General features: G+C 35.2%; 11 protein-coding genes. 2 read left to right on the forward strand and 9 right to left on the reverse strand.

Annotated elements, in window-relative coordinates:
• Nucleotides 1-20: 20 nt before the first annotated feature.
• Together MK119_RS10620 and MK119_RS10625 are read left to right on the forward strand one after the other, a co-directional pair.
• Nucleotides 21-584, forward strand: coding sequence for a 5-formyltetrahydrofolate cyclo-ligase (locus tag MK119_RS10620; RefSeq protein ID WP_290678155.1), 564 nt, complete (start codon nt 21-23; stop codon nt 582-584).
• A 9-nt stretch (nt 585-593) separates the two neighbouring features.
• Nucleotides 594-1,076 (forward strand): hypothetical protein, encoded by a 483-nt coding sequence (locus MK119_RS10625; protein WP_290678158.1) that lies wholly within the window; start codon nt 594-596, stop codon nt 1,074-1,076.
• Nucleotides 1,077-1,093: 17 nt separating this feature from the next.
• Here MK119_RS10625 and MK119_RS10630 read toward each other — a convergent pair whose 3' ends face one another.
• The 9 genes from MK119_RS10630 to gdhA all read right to left on the reverse strand — a co-directional run bounded on the left by MK119_RS10630 (nt 1,094) and on the right by gdhA (nt 18,525).
• Complete coding sequence (locus MK119_RS10630) at nt 1,094-1,765, reverse strand: lipoprotein signal peptidase (RefSeq protein ID WP_290678161.1); 672 nt, start codon at nt 1,763-1,765, stop codon at nt 1,094-1,096.
• 52 nt (nt 1,766-1,817) lie between these two features.
• On the reverse strand, nt 1,818-2,438 hold the full coding sequence (locus MK119_RS10635; RefSeq protein WP_290678163.1) for a hypothetical protein: 621 nt from the start codon (nt 2,436-2,438) through the stop codon (nt 1,818-1,820).
• Nucleotides 2,439-2,532: 94 nt separating this feature from the next.
• On the reverse strand, nt 2,533-2,913 hold the full coding sequence (locus tag MK119_RS10640; protein WP_290678166.1) for a TraR/DksA C4-type zinc finger protein: 381 nt from the start codon (nt 2,911-2,913) through the stop codon (nt 2,533-2,535).
• A gap of 6 nt (nt 2,914-2,919) precedes the next feature.
• Nucleotides 2,920-6,327 (reverse strand): isoleucine--tRNA ligase, encoded by a 3,408-nt coding sequence (gene ileS, locus MK119_RS10645; protein ID WP_290678169.1) that lies wholly within the window; start codon nt 6,325-6,327, stop codon nt 2,920-2,922.
• Nucleotides 6,328-6,443: 116 nt separating this feature from the next.
• On the reverse strand, nt 6,444-11,354 hold the full coding sequence (locus MK119_RS10650; RefSeq protein WP_290678172.1) for a GEVED domain-containing protein: 4,911 nt from the start codon (nt 11,352-11,354) through the stop codon (nt 6,444-6,446).
• Between the two features lie 174 nt (nt 11,355-11,528).
• Nucleotides 11,529-13,949, reverse strand: a complete 2,421-nt coding sequence (locus tag MK119_RS10655; RefSeq protein ID WP_290678175.1) for a TonB-dependent receptor — start codon at nt 13,947-13,949, stop codon at nt 11,529-11,531.
• Nucleotides 13,933-14,652, reverse strand: coding sequence for a DNA repair protein RecO (gene recO, locus MK119_RS10660; protein WP_290678178.1), 720 nt, complete (start codon nt 14,650-14,652; stop codon nt 13,933-13,935). Before recO ends, MK119_RS10655 begins: the two co-directional genes overlap by 17 nt.
• Nucleotide 14,653: 1 nt before the next feature.
• The gene (locus tag MK119_RS10665; RefSeq protein WP_290678180.1) at nt 14,654-16,963 is read right to left on the reverse strand and encodes a two-component regulator propeller domain-containing protein; all 2,310 of its coding nucleotides are present in this window, start codon (nt 16,961-16,963) and stop codon (nt 14,654-14,656) included.
• Between the two features lie 218 nt (nt 16,964-17,181).
• Entirely contained in the window at nt 17,182-18,525 is a 1,344-nt protein-coding gene (gene gdhA / locus MK119_RS10670; protein ID WP_290678183.1) for an NADP-specific glutamate dehydrogenase, read from the reverse strand.
• Nucleotides 18,526-18,536: the final 11 nt, after the last annotated feature.

Here is an 18,536-nt window from a genome sequence, read left to right on the forward strand (position 1 = left end):
TTGTTGTAAATCTTTTTATAATGTCAAAATCTGCTTTACGGAAGAAGTATAAAGCCTTGCGAAATGAACTGACTATTGCACAGTTAGACACGTTTAGCATGGCAATTGCCAACAACTTGTTGAAGCTTCCTATTTGGGAAAAACGCTATTACCATTTGTTTTTGACCATTGCCGAACAGAAAGAGATTGATACAGAGTTTATTTTGAATATTCTCTTAGGAAAAGATAAAGATGTGATTTTGTCTAAAAGCAATTTTGATGATTATTCTTTGACGCATTTTCTACTTACAGACAATACAGTTATTAAAAAAAACACCTATAATATTCCTGAACCTGTGGATGGCATTGAAGTTTTTTCCAATAAAATTGATGTGGTTTTTGTGCCTTTATTAGCCTATAATACAGAAGGAAATCGTATTGGTTATGGCAAAGGTTTTTACGATCGTTTTTTAGCAGAGTGTAAAAAAGATGTGGTCAAAATTGGGGTATCTTTTTTTCCGCCAGAAACTACTGATTTTGAAACTAATCAGAATGATATTCCTTTAGATTTTTGTGTGACGCCTGAACGGATTTTTGAGTTTTAAACAAGCTGTATGAAGGTAAAAATTCCTTTTATATTCATAATTATTCTTTGCATGTTTGGTTGTACTAGTGCAAAAAGAAAATATTATAGAGCTATTGGGGAAAAATATGTATGTGCTTATGAAGGACATAAAGATGATATAGCCTATTTGCTAAATAAACGTTCTAGTTATAAGCAAGACAGCATTAGATTAGACGTATTTTTACAGACCACATATACCTTTTACAATCAAAACTATAGATACAAGAATTTTTATACATATTTAGAAGATGAACAGAACCTAACAAATAATTCAATGAGACTATCTTCTACTGGTGATTGGTACAGAAACTATACAATGCTAATCAATGAAAATGACAATGGGATTATTCTGAAAATAATGTCCCCTGGAGATTTTGTAATGACAAGAATGAAAAGAGCCATCATTCTAAAATGTACCAAAGAAAATGAAGTCACCGTTCAGGAGTTTCTAAATAAGGGAACTAGAGAATAACTAAATGTATACTTCAATTAGTAAATCCCTGTATATTCTTCCTCTGCTGAAGCTTTCTCGCTTTCCGTTTCTGGGTTTTTATCTTCTTTTTTCTTTTTAGGAAATGCTTTCTTATTGAAGATGATTAATAGTGCTACTCCAACCGTAATGGCAGAATCAGCGATATTGAATACTGGCGCAAAGAATCGTAAGCGATCGCCGCCAACCCATGGAACCCATTCTGGCCAAGTTGAGTCAATTAATGGAAAATGAAGCATATCTACTACATGTCCATGAAACACAGGTGCATATCCACCACTTTCTGGCATAAATGTAGCCAGTTGTCCTTCGCTTCCGTTGAAGATAATTCCATAGAAAACAGAATCGATGATATTCCCTAAAGCACCTGCAAAGATGAGCGAAATGGCAATAATAAGAATGCGAGTACTGTGTTTTTTTACTGCATCATATAACCAATATCCAATAGCAGTAATGGCAAATAAGCGGAATAAGGTAAGGAATAGTTTTCCATAGCTTCCTGGAATTTCTGCACCCCAAGCCATTCCTTTATTTTCTACAAAAAGAATTTTAAACCAACTAAAAACCTCAACTTCTTCTCCTAATACAAAGTTGGTTTTGATATATATCTTACTGATTTGGTCGATTAATAAGACCAAAACAATGATTCCAATAGCTTTTTTTAATGACATTTGTCGTACAATTTTCGTTTTGAAAATAATTGCCCGCTAAAATACTAATATTTTATCCTTTATCCGCAGAATATGTAATCTTTCCGTTGTCTGCTTTTAATTCTACTTTTTTTCCTTTTTCATAGAAGACTAGTTCTCGATCTGATTGAGTTTCAAAAGTTGGCAATTTTTGTTTGATATAATGAATGTTTCCCTTTTTGGTCTGAAGTTTTGCTTCACCTTCTAATTCATAGAGTTTGTAATTTCCTGAGATGAGCATTCCCCAAAGTTTTTTGTAGCTTCCTTGAATGTATACTTGGGTTTCATCGCCTTCAAACTGCACTTTGAGATGCTTGGGAATGTATATGTTCATCGTAATTGAAAATACTTTGTGCGCACTTAGCTTGTCATTTGGCAATTCAAAATCTTCTGCCAATTGACATGAGAGTTGTAATTGTTTGTTTTTTGTTGCCGTAATTACATTGACATCACGATAGTATTCGCCTTCCATCTTGGTTTCAATCTCCAAAACATTAGCATTTGTACTTACGATATTGAGTTCAAATACTTTTGCTGTGTTGATACGAATTTCTTCTATACCATGAATCGTTAGCATTTGTTTCGTTACTTTTTGCGCAAAACAATAACTGCTTAAAAGCAACACTAGCAATGATATTTGTATTCGTTTTAGCATTTTTGACATTTGACAAGCTTGTACACTTTCATACGCAAAATTATAAACCAAAAAAGCGCTCCTATAGAGCGCTCTTTGCGAAATATATAGTTATTTACTTCTGCATATTTTTTGCTTCAATGCTTAACGTAGCATGAGGAACGAGTTTTAAACGTTCTGGATTGATCAATTTACCAGTTACTCGACAAATTCCGTATGTTTTGTTTTCAATACGAATAATTGCATTTTTAAGGTCGCGAATAAACTTTTCTTGACGAATTGCTAATTGCATATTCTTCTCTTTTGACATCGTGGTAGACCCTTCTTCAAAAGCTTTGAATGTTGGTGACGTATCATCAGTTCCATTGTTATGGTCGTTCATATACGCACTTTTTAATAATTCTAAGTCTTTTTGTGCTTGGTCTATCTTATCTTGTATGATCTGTTTGAACTCTGCAAGTTGCTTGTCTGAGTATCTGATTTTTGTATCTTCCATGGTATACTACATTTTTTTAATAAACAATACGGTATTCACTTCATCGAAAGTAATTTCTGTACCATTTTCTAGCTGATCTACAAATTCTAATTTGGCTGTTAACGTTTCCGTTGTCAGATAGTCCAAATTACTATTGATAGCATCGACTAAATGTTCATCTTTTTGTAGTGTTACATGGATTTTATCCGTGACTTCAAACCCTGAATCTTTACGTGCATTTTGAATTCTATTTACGAGTTCCCTTGCAATTCCTTCCTTTCGTAATTCATCAGTTATGGTAACGTCTAACGCTACGGTAATTCCTCCCGAATTGGCTACTAACCAACCTTCTATATCTTGTGAAGTGATTTCCACTTCTGTAATCCCTAAAGTACTACTTTTTCCGTTAATTTCTATAGTGATTTTTCCTGTTTTTTCAATTTTGGCAATTTCTTCTTGCCCAAACTGCATAATTGCTGCTGCAGCCGCCTTCATATCTTTTCCAAATTTTGGACCTAAGACCTTGAAATTAGGCTTTATTTGCTTCACCAATATTCCAGAAGCATCGTCTAAAAGTTCTACTTCTTTTACGTTTACTTCCGATTTAATTAAATCTGCAACAGCTGTAATATCAGCTTTAGTTTCTACATCTAATACAGGAATCATTACACGTTGTAACGGTTGACGCACTTTAATCTTCTCCTTAGCTCTTAACGACAATACTAACGAGGATATGGTTTGCGCTTTTTCCATTTTACGTTCTAATGACTTATCGACGAACGATTTGTCATAAACTGGAAACTGAGCTAAATGTACACTTTCAAAGTTTTCTTTTCCTGTAGTTTGGATTAAATCTTTGTAAAGTCTGTCCATATAAAAAGGCGCAATTGGTGCACCAAGCTTGGCAACTGTCAACATACAAGTATACAATGTTTGATATGCTGATATTTTATCGTGCTGATAATCTCCTTTCCAGTATCTTCTTCTACTTAAACGTACAAACCAATTACTTAGGTTTTCTTGTACGAATTCTGAGATGGCTCTTGCTGCTTTTGTTGGCTCATAATCCGCATAACTTTCATCTACAAATTTGATGAGTGTATGCAATTCTGAAAGTATCCAACGATCAATCTCTGGTCGCTCTGTTAATGGGATTTCAGCTTCACTGTATGTAAAATTGTCAATGTTTGCATATAAACAGAAGAATGAGTAAGTATTATATAATGTTCCGAAGAATTTACGACGTACTTCGGCAATTCCTTCTAGGTCAAATTTTAAGTTGTCCCAAGGATTTGCGTTTGAAATCATGTACCAACGCGTAGCATCTGGTCCGTAAGTGTCTAATGTTGTAAATGGATCTATAGTATTTCCTAAACTCTTAGACATTTTTTGACCATTTTTGTCTAATACCAAACCGTTTGATACTACATTTTTATAGGCTACCGAATCAAATACCATAGTTCCTATTGCGTGAAGTGTGTAAAACCAACCACGTGTTTGATCGACACCTTCAGCAATAAAGTTTGCTGGATAGTTTTCGTTTTTATCTATGAGTTCTTTGTTTTCAAATGGATAGTGCCATTGTGCATACGGCATAGAACCTGAGTCAAACCACACATCAATTAAGTCACTTTCACGCTTCATAGGCTTTCCTGAGGGCGACACCAACGTAATTTGATCTACAACATGTTTGTGTAAGTCTACTTTTTCATAGTTTTCTTCAGACATATTTCCAACTTCAAAATCGGCATATACGTCTTTATTTTCTACACCAGCATCAATTGCTTTTTTAATTTCCGCTTTGAGTTCTTCCAGAGAACCTACAATGAGCTCTTCTTTTCCGTCTTCTGTACGCCAGATTGGTAATGGAATTCCCCAGAAACGTGATCTGGATAAGTTCCAATCATTTGCGCCAGCAATCCAGTTTCCAAAACGTCCTTCTCCTGTTGATTTTGGCTTCCAGTTAATGGTTTGATTCAATCTGTGCATTCTGTCTTTTACATCCGTAATTTTGATAAACCAAGAATCTAATGGATAGTATAAAATTGGTTTGTTCGTACGCCAACAATGTGGATAACTATGGACATATTTTTCAACCTTAAAGGCTTTGTTTTCAGTTTTTAGCTTGATCGCCAATTCAACATCGATAGATTTTTCTGGAGTTTCACCATCTGTATAGTATTCATTCTTTACATATTTTCCTCCAAATTCGCCCATTTCTGGTCTAAAGCGTCCTTGTAAGTTTACAAGTGGCGCAGGGTTTCCTTCTTCATCCAATACTAATAGCGGCGGAACTTCTGGTGTTGCTTCTTTGGCAACTTTAGCATCATCTGCTCCAAATGTTGGCGCTGTGTGAACAATTCCTGTTCCATCTTCTGTAGTTACAAAATCACCTGAAATGACTCTAAATGCATTTTCAGGATTTTGATAAGGTAATACATAGTCAAGCAATTGCTCATATTTGATTCCTACTAAGTCACTTCCTTTGTGTTCTGTTGTGACTAAGTATGGTATTTTTTTATCTCCTTGTTGGTATGCTTCTAATTCTTCTGATGTTTCCACTTTCGTGAATTTCCCTGCGAATTGTTTTCCAACCAAATTCTTAGCCAATACTACATTGATTGGTTCAAACGTGTACTGATTGTATGATTTTACAACAACATACTCAATTTTTGGTCCAACCGTTAATGCTGTGTTCGATGGCAATGTCCAAGGTGTTGTCGTCCACGCTAAGAAATGTAAATCACCATCTATATTTTGCAATACTTCTGGCAAGGTTTCCTTGATGGTTTTAAACTGCGCAACTACTGTTGTATCAGTTACATCTTGATACGCTCCAGGCTGATTTACCTCGTGCGAACTTAATCCTGTTCCTGCTTTTGGAGAATATGGCTGGATTGTATAACCTTTGTACATTAAATCTTTATCATAGATTTGCTTTAGCAACCACCAAACACTTTCCATATACTTAGATTTATAAGTAATGTATGGTGTTTCCATATCTACCCAATATCCAGTTCTACGGGTCATGTTGTTCCAGATGTCCGTATAGCGCATTACCGCTTTTTTACAAGCTTCGTTGTATTCTACGATAGAAATTTTCTTCCCGATGTCCTCTTTGGTGATTTTCAATTCTTTTTCTACACCTAATTCTATCGGAAGTCCATGAGTATCCCAACCTGCTTTACGCTTTACCTGGTATCCTTTTTGAGTTTTGTAACGGCAGAAAATATCTTTAATAGCTCTTGCCAATACGTGGTGAATACCTGGTAATCCATTTGCTGAAGGTGGTCCTTCAAAAAACACAAATGATTCAGCACCTTCACGCGAGGTTACACTTTTTTCAAAGATGTTGTTTTCTTCCCAATAGCTGAGTATTTCTTCAGCAACTACGGGTAAGTTTAGTCCTTTGTACTCTGTAAATTTATTAGCCATTTTTTCTGCTCTGTATTGAATTTGCGAAATTAATGAATTTCATTGAATTGTAATGTGTTAAATAAAAAAAGACCACTTGGTTTTCAAGTGGTCTTTGTATTGTGTGTGATTCTGTGTTATTGGATGACTAGCTTTTTACTAATTTTTCCTGTTTCAGAATAAATGCTCACTACGTAAATACCACTTGCGGCATTGTCAATAGGAATTCGAATGGTTTTTTTATCAATTTCCTCATTGATTGAAATTAATTGCTGTCCAAGAATACTATGTATATCAATTCTTTCAAGCTTGAAGTTTGTATTGTTAGTAACTACAATTTCATCAGCTTTTGTGTCATTGTATAGTACAATACCATTTTCTAGAATATTGTTATTAATACTCAATAAACTATGTGGCTTGAATACTAATGAATATTTATCATTGGTTTCTCCTGAAGGAATGTCTATTTGGAAATCACCTTCTCTTAAGTCGTATGTTGCTCCTGTATAGTTGTTTTTAATATATATACCTATATTATCACTTACATTTTCAAGAGCATCAATCATTACTGTTCCGCCACCTGAGAATTCTGAAGTAAAACCAAGTGATACTTCTCTATCGTCATAATAATTTTCTACTGCTTGAATTACATATTTTCCACCCTCTAATGCCCAATACATATCATCTTCAGTAGCTCCTATAGATTCTCCATCATATCCTAAATCGATTGCATCCGTTGCCTTTCTATCGAATGTTAGTAATATTTGACGGTGGAATCCTTCAGTGTTTCTGTATCCTAAACGAATTTTTTGTCTATTATCTCTACGAATGTTAGCAGGTGTTGGCTCCGTATCAAATAAAAGATTATTAGCTTCTGTTGAAGCATTTTCAGCACTCTGATTGATTCCAGATACATCTAATTCATCTTCTTCACCATTTCTTAAGAAGATAGATAGTACAGAACTTGGGTTTTCTATAACCAACCCTGCAGAGTTTCCACGTTGTGAATTATTAAATTCTACAGTAGTAGATAATCCATTACCAGCGTTAGAATCTCCTTGCACGTAGAACCCTTGACCAACAGGGACAAATCTTCTTGGCGTTTTTACACCTGAACCTGTTTGATCAACTGTTGGGTGAGATAAGGCAGAAACTCCTCCACTTAGTGTATAGGTTGCATATCCTCCTTGGTATTCTAAAAGCGTATGTGTTCCTCCTCCCCAATGTTCCCAGAAGAATAAGGTTCCTGTAGTAGCACCATTTGCAATATTATCATTGATAAATTCATTTGCATCTAAAGCTGATAAGTATGGATTTCCAACTAAATAGATATTTGTATCATCTAAAGGTCCTACCGTAATTACTCCATTATTTGGTTTACCTCTAAAGACATAGTTTTGCTCTTCCAGTTCATCTAAGGCAGCAACTCCTTTCATTGTATATCCTTCACCAGGAGATATATTTCCTGTTTGCTGGATAAATTGCCATGCGTCATAATCTTCATCTGCCCCATTTACAAATTTGTAAATCCAACGTGTACTAATTGTAAATGGTGATGTAGCTCCATCTGCATTTGCAGGAACTGTCCAAGTAATTGCTCCTGGAGAGCTTGGGTTTGTTCCATCTAATAAGACATCAGCAAGTGTAAAGTCTTGATTGTTTGCTGTTGTATTTATATCACTTACTGGCGATGACCAATAGTTATAGGTATATCTATTTGCCGTTCCTTGTTGATCTCTTTCTACGTAACCAGCACTAGAAGTTGCCAGATCACTTCGTTCTGTTTGTCGAAACTGGCTTTCTCCATTAAGATCAATGATTCCGTCTAATTCTGTATACCATGTGTTTATAAGTTCAAATCCTGTTCCATTAGTTACTGTATACGGAGCTGTACTTGTTACCACAGGATTAGTTCCTGTAAATGTTAATCTAGCTCCACTATCGACCGTTAATCCTAATGTAGAATAACTTGCACTAGCAGTTACGTTATTTCGTATTTGCACAATTGACCAGTTAATACTATTTGCAGAAGGTGTATCCCAAACGGTTCCAAATTCCCAAGTAGCATCGTCTGTCCAGTTACCATCAGCTACACTTATGTAAGGCATTGGTGCTGTTTGCGGAGCAATAGTAGACATGTTTTTTATGTATAAATTATCGCTATTACCAGTTAGATCGAGAACACGGTTACCAGTTATTGAAGACATATCATAATAAGCCACTAATGAGGACCAAGCAACATTATGTCCACTGGTAAAATCTTCTATATCTTTAGGTATCACACTTCCACGAACATTTGATCCATTTTGCTCAATTTCTTGATGCACCATTTCTCGGAGTTGATCTTCCGTAAGTGCAATATCAAAAACTCTGACTTCATCTATAAACCCTGTAAAAAAGTTTAGATCATCAAAGGTTCCCATACGCAATGGATTTGTATTCGAACCTAATGGATCTATTCCTCCTCCTCCAATAAGGAATCCATTGAGATAGAAGTTGGCTCTTCCTGTACTAGTATCAGTTATGATTGCAAAATGCACCCAATCAGTCAGTGATCCTGTTCCGGCTCTTGGTGTCCCACCTGTTTGTCCTTCTTGGATAGAAAGTAATCCTCCACTTAAATAAAACCTAAACTGACCTTGTACTCCTAAGATATCTCTATCTGCAGTTGGGATTGATTGTCCTGGATTACGAATCCACCCCATTACAGTGTAGTCTGTTAAACCTACTGATACTGGTGATTTTTCTTCTGCATAATCATCAACTCCATCAAAGAAAAGAGCATTTGTTCCTGTTACAGTTTGCGGTTCTCCTAAAGTAAAGTATTGACCATCTTCTAGGTTCACTCCTGCAAACGTTAATACGCCTCCTACATTTGTTCCTGTATAGTTTTCGTATGCCGCAAAACTAGTATCGTCTGCAATATATAATTCTAAGTCATCGAGGTTCGTTAGTCCACTACTACTCATATCAAACTCTAATTCTACAGTTCCTACATCCGTAGCACTTTCGTGGGCATGCCATATTTTATTAAGCATTCCTGCAGTACGTTGTGGCAACGTAGTTGTTTGAATTGATTCTGTTAAACCATTGTTTCCAATAACTAGGTAACTTAGGTTTGAAGCGAAAGAACCTGATTCTTTTCGTATAGTTAATACATCTGCAGGTGCTATATTTACACTTCTTGATTCTGTTTGTTCAAATACAGAATTATCATCTCTTGCTATTCCAAATACATTATATCCAAATCCTGCATTGGCAGATCCGTCCCAAATAACAGTTCCGTTTGTATCTATGTAATCTTCACTAGTTCCTGCATATCCAAAAGGAGAAGAAGTATTTGTATTACTATCCCAGTTTTCATCATTAGATCCTAGTGTAATTCCATATTTTAGTGCTAAATACGACTCAACTCTTTGAACTTCTGTCGCAGTTAAAGCTCTGTCATACAGAATAACTTCTGCAATATCTCCATTGTATAGATATCCTGAATCTGTATTGTATCCTGCATTTCCAAAGGTATCTTCATTTCTACGTGCTCCAATCAATACATCAACATTATTGCTTCCGCTATTAATTCCATTATTAGTAAATGCTGGATCATTTACTCCATTCACATTTGTTGATAATCGCAGAAAAGGATCTACATTTGTAGCAACAACTCCTGTTGTAATTTTTGGTTCGTTTAACGCATAAATAGTACCAAATCTTTCCGAAGTATCAATATTATTAGGTCGCCCCAGAGTGTAATGTACAACTCTGTCTGTAGTCCCTAGCCACAATTGGTAATTTCGCATACTATTTGTTGCTTTGGAAATTACCGTTCCTGTACTTCCTCCTCCAGAAATAATTACAGACATTATAGTCATTTCCTCTGTTAAAGGATCAATATCCAATACAGCAGGATTCCCTAGACTTAAATATTGAGCTCCTGAAAAGCGCAATACAGGATTAAAGTTTAATGCATTAGTTATGAATTGGGCATCTGAAGCTCCTCCTGAATTTGCTGTAAATCCATTTGGTGACTGATCTGTCCAACTATCTACATCTGCTCCTGTCAATGAAGTTCCTGCATCTGCCTTGAGCCATAATTGCAGGTTGGTTGATATGTTTCCTGGACTTGGAACAGGTACAATTCCCGTACCAGCAATATTGAAAGTATACGATTGTTCTGCAACATCAGGATCGTTATTGGAAATTATTATTTCAGCAGAAGCAGCACCTACTATTGTAGGAGCAAATTGCACCGTAAATGTTGTGGTTTCTCCGGGCGATAACGAAAGATCAGTGGGTTGAGTCAAAATTGTAAAAGCCGCATTACTACCTACTCCGAAACTTACTGGACTTGCGGGCAACGTTAAGTCTGTTGTAGTTCCTACGTTTTCTATCGTGAAGGTCCGAACAACGGTTCCACTAGATATTGTTGTAGATTCAAAGTCTGTATGATCGGTAGTAGATGGAACGTTTATAGAACCGTCTGCTATTTCAACTGAGTTCCCTGACACATAAATATCAGGTGGCAAAGAGGAACTTGTAATATTAACCGTATAATCTTCTACTTCTCCATAATCATATCCAGTACCTACTACATCACAGGGATCGTTCACGGAATTGTCCCCTTGCATTTGTATACGCATTCGCGTATTTCCAAGAGTTGCTCCTAATGGAACCGTGAAGTTTCCTGAAACAGGTGTTGTGGTATTGGGCGAATCATTATACACAAACTCTCCAGCATCAAAGAAATCTCCATCTTGATTATAGTCAATCCAAACACCAATTCCTTCGTTGTATGGACCTCCAAAACCTGCTGGCCAAAATTTTGTGATCGTTATAGTATAGTTTGTACTTATCTCCAAATCTGTTGGAGTATCACCAGTAAAATCTGTGTAGCCAGTTGCTGGTGTAGATGGGCTAGAATTGTCCAAGGTATTTAATTGAACTCTACTTATATACTCAGCGGTTGGATCACTCGCTGAAGATGTACAATATTGTGCACTCGCATAAGTAAAGGATAGCAATAAAGCTAATAACGAGTAGGTTTTTTTCATGTGTGAAAGCATTTTTAAGGCAAGGTAATTTTTTTCAATTTTAACTTTTTTTATTCATTTCTTTGGTATATTAATCCATTAAATTAGATGAAATCTATGAATTTGTCGATATAAAAGTCATAAAATTTCAAAAAGGGTAATTTTCCGTAGTATATTTCTTGCTGTTTTTTAGCGCTAGAAGCTGTAATTTAAGGCTAAAATCAGGTTTCTTCCTGGCGAAGAAATTCCTGAAGAGTATACTCGATAACGTCTATCTGTTATATTTTCAAGTGAAGCTGTTAAGTTAATTTTTTCGGTGATTTCAAAATTTGATTTTGCATTTATAGTGACCCAAGATGGCGAATATGGATTTCCATTTTCATCCATTGCATATAAGTATGCTTTACTACGTTCTGAAGGAGCTAAATCTTCAAATCTTATGGAGCTATTGAAGTTTGTAAAAAAATCTAAATTCCATCTTTCGTTTTTGTAGATAAAATGAAAGTTTCCAAAAATAGGCGATACATGTCGCAACGGAACTTTTGTTCCATCTACTTGTTCTTCTTCTCCGTTAGGAATTGTTAAATCGGCTGTAATTTTTGTCCTTTTATCAAATTTTGCAGAAAAACCAAATTCGAAACCATAAGTATATACTTTTGAAGCATTTTGAATGGCTTGCACATTACTCAATTCACCATTGTATATGATTTCTGTTTCACCATTCAAATTAAAGTCTTTACGAATGAGCGCATCGTCCAATAATGTATAAAAAGCATTAAAACTTAAGTCAAAACTACTCCCTATCCTTTTTTGAATTCCAAATTCAGCACTGTATGCATGTTCTGGTGTCAAATTTGGATTTGGCACTACTACAGATCCTGGTTCAGAATCGAATACTTTTCCAATATCATCAATGTTTGGCGCTCTAAAAGCTGTACCAATGTTTGCGGTAATTTGCCAGTTTTTTGGTAACCAACTATATCCTAGACTTCCTGTATACGCACGTGTATTAGTACTTGATTCTGTATATGGAAACGGAAAATAAGTAGTGTCATAATCTGTATCAATTAAAATATGATTGTAGCGCAATCCCGACTGAAGCGTAAATTTAGGATTTGGTTTGTACTCTAAACTTGCATATGCTGCCATAGACTGCCAAGAAGCTCCATCAGGATAACGAGAAGGTGCATCCGTGATTTGTCCTGTGTTGACATTTCTATTAAATCCGTTTGAATGTACTTTGTTGTACACGTACTCTAAACCATAGAAGGTTTTGATTTGCGGGTTGAATCTTTTTTCAAAATCCAAACTTGATGAGATTGCATCTACTTTTTCCTCTGTAACATTGAGAATATCATCTTGGAAGTTACGTTTGTTTCTACTTTCCTCAAATCTTTGATATGCATTGGTAAATTTTACATTATCGTAATAGGTGTTGTTTCCTTTTTTCTGAGTTTGAAAATTCCCCATAAACCAACGTTGCGGTCCATAAAACCAATCACCATATCGAAGCGATCCGTCTCTGTACTGTATTAAACGATCGTATCGCGGATAGTTTGAAGTCGCAGAATAATGCAATCCTAAGTCAAATTCCCATATATCATCAGTAACTAGTTTTATACGTTGAGCTAGGCTGATTTGACTATATCCTGTAAAGCGTTGATTTATTGGATTTGCATTTTCTACAACAGTATCTTCTCCGTTAAGGTTTGCTACAAATTCTGATCGAAGATATTCATCTTTACCATTTTTACCCATGCGTAAATCATCAAAATCACTATAACTTACACTCGTTAAAAACGCCCATTTTTTTAGTCCGATATTGACATCAAAATGACCTGTTTTTTCAGTATTTGCAGATGCGTAGCGCATGTTTGCATTTCCTGAAATCAGCGTTTCTTCATTCCATGAAAGCTTTGGTGTTTTTGTATAAAAATTCATGACACCACCAATAGCATCACTTCCGTAAATAACAGATCCTGGACCTAATATAACCTCTGTATTGTTAACATTGAAAGGATCTATTGAAATCACATTTTGCACGTTTCCGCCTCGAAATATGGCATTGTTCATTCGCACACCATCTACAGAAAGCAACAATCGGTTAGTAGAAAAACCTCTAATCATAGGGCTTCCGCCTCCTAATTGACTCTTTTGAACAAACACTTTTCCACTTTTTTCTAACAAATCGGCTGCGGTTTGCGGTGCTGAGTATATGATTTGCTTGCTATCAATACTCACAATTTTTTTAGGAACTTCTTTTTTGTTTTGTTGCCACTTAGAAACAGATATTACAATTTTAGTCAACTCCGCCGTTCTTTTGACTAAGTAGACAATATTTTTGTTTTCGAGAATTTGTTGTTTTGTGAATGTAACTGGCAAATAGGAAATATGCTGAAATGTAATTTTTTCATCTTCAGAGAACATAGAAATATTTATCTTGCCTCTTGCATTGGTAATTCCGCCTTTAGATTGATCAGCATTATATACATTTACGTTAGAGATGTTTCTATCGTTAACAATATCTTTTACTTGAATTTCTTGACAAAAAAGCGCTTGGGAAAAAATAAAAGAGATTATACCAACAATGCCTTTTATTTTATTTGAATACTTCATGTAACACTTCCATTGATTTTGGTTCCCTAAATCCCTGCAAATGTAATTTAAAATATTGAATGAATATTGCAAGAATTTCATTTCTTCTGAACGAAGATAACATTATGGTATTTTGTGCATCAAATTTTATGCCTAATAGCTGTTTAAAAAACGTTAAATTTTCACCTGTCACACATTCGTTCATCGTACTATTATCAAAGAATTGGCCTTCTTGCAAGTCAAAATACTCTTTATGGATATGTTTAGTTTCTGGATAGAACCCTAAATACTTCGTTAAGTTGGTTAAAAATACGAGGTGAAAGTTCGCAATTTCATCGTTCATATCAAGCCATTGTAGTGCATTTTCAATAAATTGAAATAAGGCATCATTTTTTTCTTCTTCTTGAATAGAATAGTTAAGGATTTCTGATAAGAATAATACAATGGCACTTTTAGCTATTTGCGTATGAATTGAAGTGTATGGATATACTGTTTTAACGTCTTTAATGTATTCTAAACTTCCTTTGTTTTTATGATTAGCAACAATTTCTAGTTGCATTAATGGTTGAAAGTAAGCAATTTTTAACTTGCCTTTTTTTGATTTTAAAATTCCGCGTAATAAATAACTTTTGATTCCATCAGAAGCTGTAAAGCATTTTGCTATAACACCAGCATCACCATATTTTATGGTTGAGATTACAATAGCTTTGGTTGTGACTAGCATTTTAACGAACAATCATCACTTTCGTGACTTTAGTCTCAGTACCATCTGCACTTGCTATTAGAACAAGATATACACCCGTAGCAACTTTGTGTCTGCCAAACGCTGTTAAATCCCAAAGCAAGGTTCCACCTTCAGAAGTTGTTTCATATACTAGGTTTCCTTCAATATCTGTTATTTTTACGTTTGCATTATTTGTTAAACCAGTAATTGTTAAGTCTCCACTAAATCCAGGTCGTACAGGATTTGGATATGCATATACATTTTCTAAAGTTTCTTTTGGTGCTGTTGCAGTTCCCTGAAAAGACAGTAGTCCTTTCGCCGTAGCGATATACACTCTTCCAGACTCTGCATCAATTTCAATATTATTTACCGTGTTTGTGGGTAATGGCGAGTTATCTTTTGTAAAGTGCGCTAGTGTTTCCGTAGCATCTGGTGACATATAAAATACACCGGAAGCCGAAGTTGCGATCCATTTGTTATTAGAACCATCTACTTCAATATCAGTAACCGTTTGTTCAAATAATAATTCTTTTGGCACACCATCTTCATCTACAATAATAATATCGTTGGATTGCGGGTCATCATCTTCAAAAATACCTGCTGCACCAAAGTACACACGAATTCCTTTTACGGTTCCAATCCATAGATTTCCCGATTTATCAATACGTACAGCACGCACATCCGTTGTTGGTAAGTTTCCTGATTCTTCTTCACTTATGGCAACAAATTGAGAACCTTCACTACGTGTTTCATCAAAGGCTAGCACTCCATGTGATTGTGTTGCTATGAATTTGATATTGTTGTTACTGATTTCTACTTTAGAAAGTCCATTTTCACCAAAAACTGGATCACTGATAGCTTCCGATACAGAATATGAATCCCATTGCCCACTACTTCGCAATACTTTGATTCCGTTTTCAATCTTTGAATTTAGTACCCAAAGATCGCCATTGGCATCAAATTTTGTTTCACCAATTCTAATGTCTATATATGTTGGAATTCCAATATCTAATGATTCAAGCCCACTATTCGTATGATTTAAAATCTCAACAGGCACATTGTCTTCAATTTTTAGTATTCCAGAAAAAAATGAACTCAAGAATACTTCATTTTGGTTTGATGGATTTACTGTTGCATGCACAATACTTTTTGCATCATAATGTGGCGAATAAGGAATATTTACCCAAGCCATATCTTGCAAGTGACTTACACCTCTATCATCAAGTGGATATGGATCGTATCCAGCAGTGTAATCACCATACACTACCCATAATTCATTTGGAATTGCAGTAATAGAAAATGTGTTATTTAATAGAGGACCATCTGGTAATATTTGATTTGCCGTCATTGGCATAGGAAATGCAGTTTCTAAAATACCTTCTGTTTCTGTACCTATGTATAAAGTATTCCCTATAAGCAAGGCAGAATTAAATTCAAGATCTGGATAATCTTCTAAAGACTGAACTCCTACAACTTCGTTAAGCTCAGTATCATACACATGTACTTCTTGATCATGCGCTACAATCATATAGTTTTCTGACACTTTCAGGTCTTCCGTAAACGTGGCATACTGTGGTATTTGAGACAAGAATGAAAAGCCAGTACCATTAAATCGAAACATTCTTCTTGTCAGAGAGATTGCATATAACTCTTCACCAAATGCAATAACTCCTCGCCAATTAGAAGAATTAATACGTTCCCACTCTTCGAAATCAATCAAATTATCATTATCCACAATGGCTCTAAACATACCTATGTCTGTAGCTGCATAAATATATTCTCCAAAAATAGTTGTTTGACGCACTTCTATTTGACTTCCGTTAGGTCCAATAAAATAGGTATCTCCAAATTCTAATGCATTGATATCATATAGCGAGATTCCAAAGTCAGTAGCTATATATAGTATGTTGTTGTATTCTAATATATGATTGATATTTTTTTGATTTGGCGGAATTGTCGGTTTGTCAACAATATCTACTACTTTATTTATTTCACCTGAAGAAGGATCAAATACTTCCAAAAGTCCATTCCCATATCCTAAGACATATTTATCGCCTGATTGACTGTAGTATGCTGTACTTATTTCTTCACCAGAAAGTCCATTGATCGTAGAATACTTAGCCAATTCATTTGTTTGTAAGTCGTATGTAAAAAAAGAATTGTCACAAGCGGCATAAATTTTATCCGCACTTCGTGAAATATCAACTACATTATTATAGGAATAGTGTCCTAACCAAGAATTGTTTGCAGATTGTCCATGTACCGAAACATAACTTATTAGCAGTAGCAAATACAAAAAACTTTTCTTCATCTGTCTATTTTTAATTTTATGCTCTTTAAATAGAACTTTCGCATTTATTTTTGAACACTTAACCACAACTAAATGTGTTGCAGTCTCTTATTGTTAGAATATTTTACCAAATATATTTAATAATAACGTAAATGAATTGGTTATCATATATTATTGTTACAAAAAAAGCTTCCTGCCGTATGGGCAGAAAGCTTTTATATGTGATTTTAGGATTTTAATTACACAACTCCTTGTGCAATCATAGCATCTGCTACCTTAACAAAACCAGCAATATTGGCTCCTTTTACATAGTCGATAAATCCATTTTCGTCTTTTCCGTATTCTTCACAAGATTGGTGAATATCACTCATGATTTGCTTTAATTTAGCATCAACTTCTTCACGAGTCCAGTTGTAACGTAATGAGTTTTGTGTCATTTCTAAACCAGAAGTTGCAACTCCACCAGCATTTGATGCTTTTCCAGGTGCAAATAAAATCTTGTTTTTTAAGAAGATTTCAATTGCTTCAGGCGTAGATGGCATGTTTGCTCCTTCACTTACACAAATACAACCATTATTTACTAATACTTGTGCTTCGTCTCCGTTTAATTCGTTTTGAGTTGCACATGGCAATGCTACATCACAAGCTACACTCCAAGGTCTTTCACCTTTGTGGAATGTTGCAGAAGGGTATTTTTCTACGTATTCGTGAATTCTTCCTCTCTTTACATTTTTAAGCTCCATGATGAAGGCTAATTTCTCAGCATCAATTCCATCAGCATCGTGAATATATCCTGAAGAATCAGACATTGTCACAACTTTTGCACCTAATTCTGTTGCTTTCTCAGCAGCATATTGTGCTACATTTCCAGAACCAGAGATTGTTACTGTCTTTCCTTCAAAAGATGTTCCTTTAGTACCTAACATGCTTTGTGCAAAGTACACATTTCCGTACCCTGTAGCTTCTGGACGAATTAACGATCCTCCCCAAGTAATTCCTTTTCCTGTAAGAACTCCTGTGAATTCGTTTCTTAGTTTCTTATACATTCCAAACATGTATCCAATCTCACGACCTCCCACACCGATATCTCCAGCAGGAACATCAGTATTTGGTCCAATATGTCTGAATAATTCTGACATGAATGCTTGGCAGAAACGCATAATTTCTAAATCTGATTTTCCTTTTGGATTAAAATCAGATCCTCCTTTTCCACCACCCATTGGAAGTGTTGTTAAACTATTTTTAAATACTTGCTCAAATGCTAAAAATTTAAGAATACTTAAATTTACACTTGAATGAAAACGCAATCCACCTTTGTAAGGTCCGATAGCCGAATTCATTTCAATTCTATATCCGCGATTTACTTGAGTTTCACCATTATCATCAACCCATGGAACTCTGAACATAATTACGCGCTCAGGTTCTACCATTCTCTCAAGAATCTTAGTTCCTTTGTACTTTTCCTTACCTTTTATGTAAGGTATTACAGCTTCCGCAACTTCCTGAACTGCTTGTAGAAATTCAGATTCGTGTCCGTTCGTCTGCTTTACCAAGTCTAAAAACTCTTTTACTTTTGCTTCCATAAACGAAGTTT

It is taken from the genome of Kordia sp. (genome assembly GCF_022447245.1).
In the GTDB taxonomy this organism is placed as follows: Bacteria; Bacteroidota; Bacteroidia; order Flavobacteriales; family Flavobacteriaceae; genus Kordia.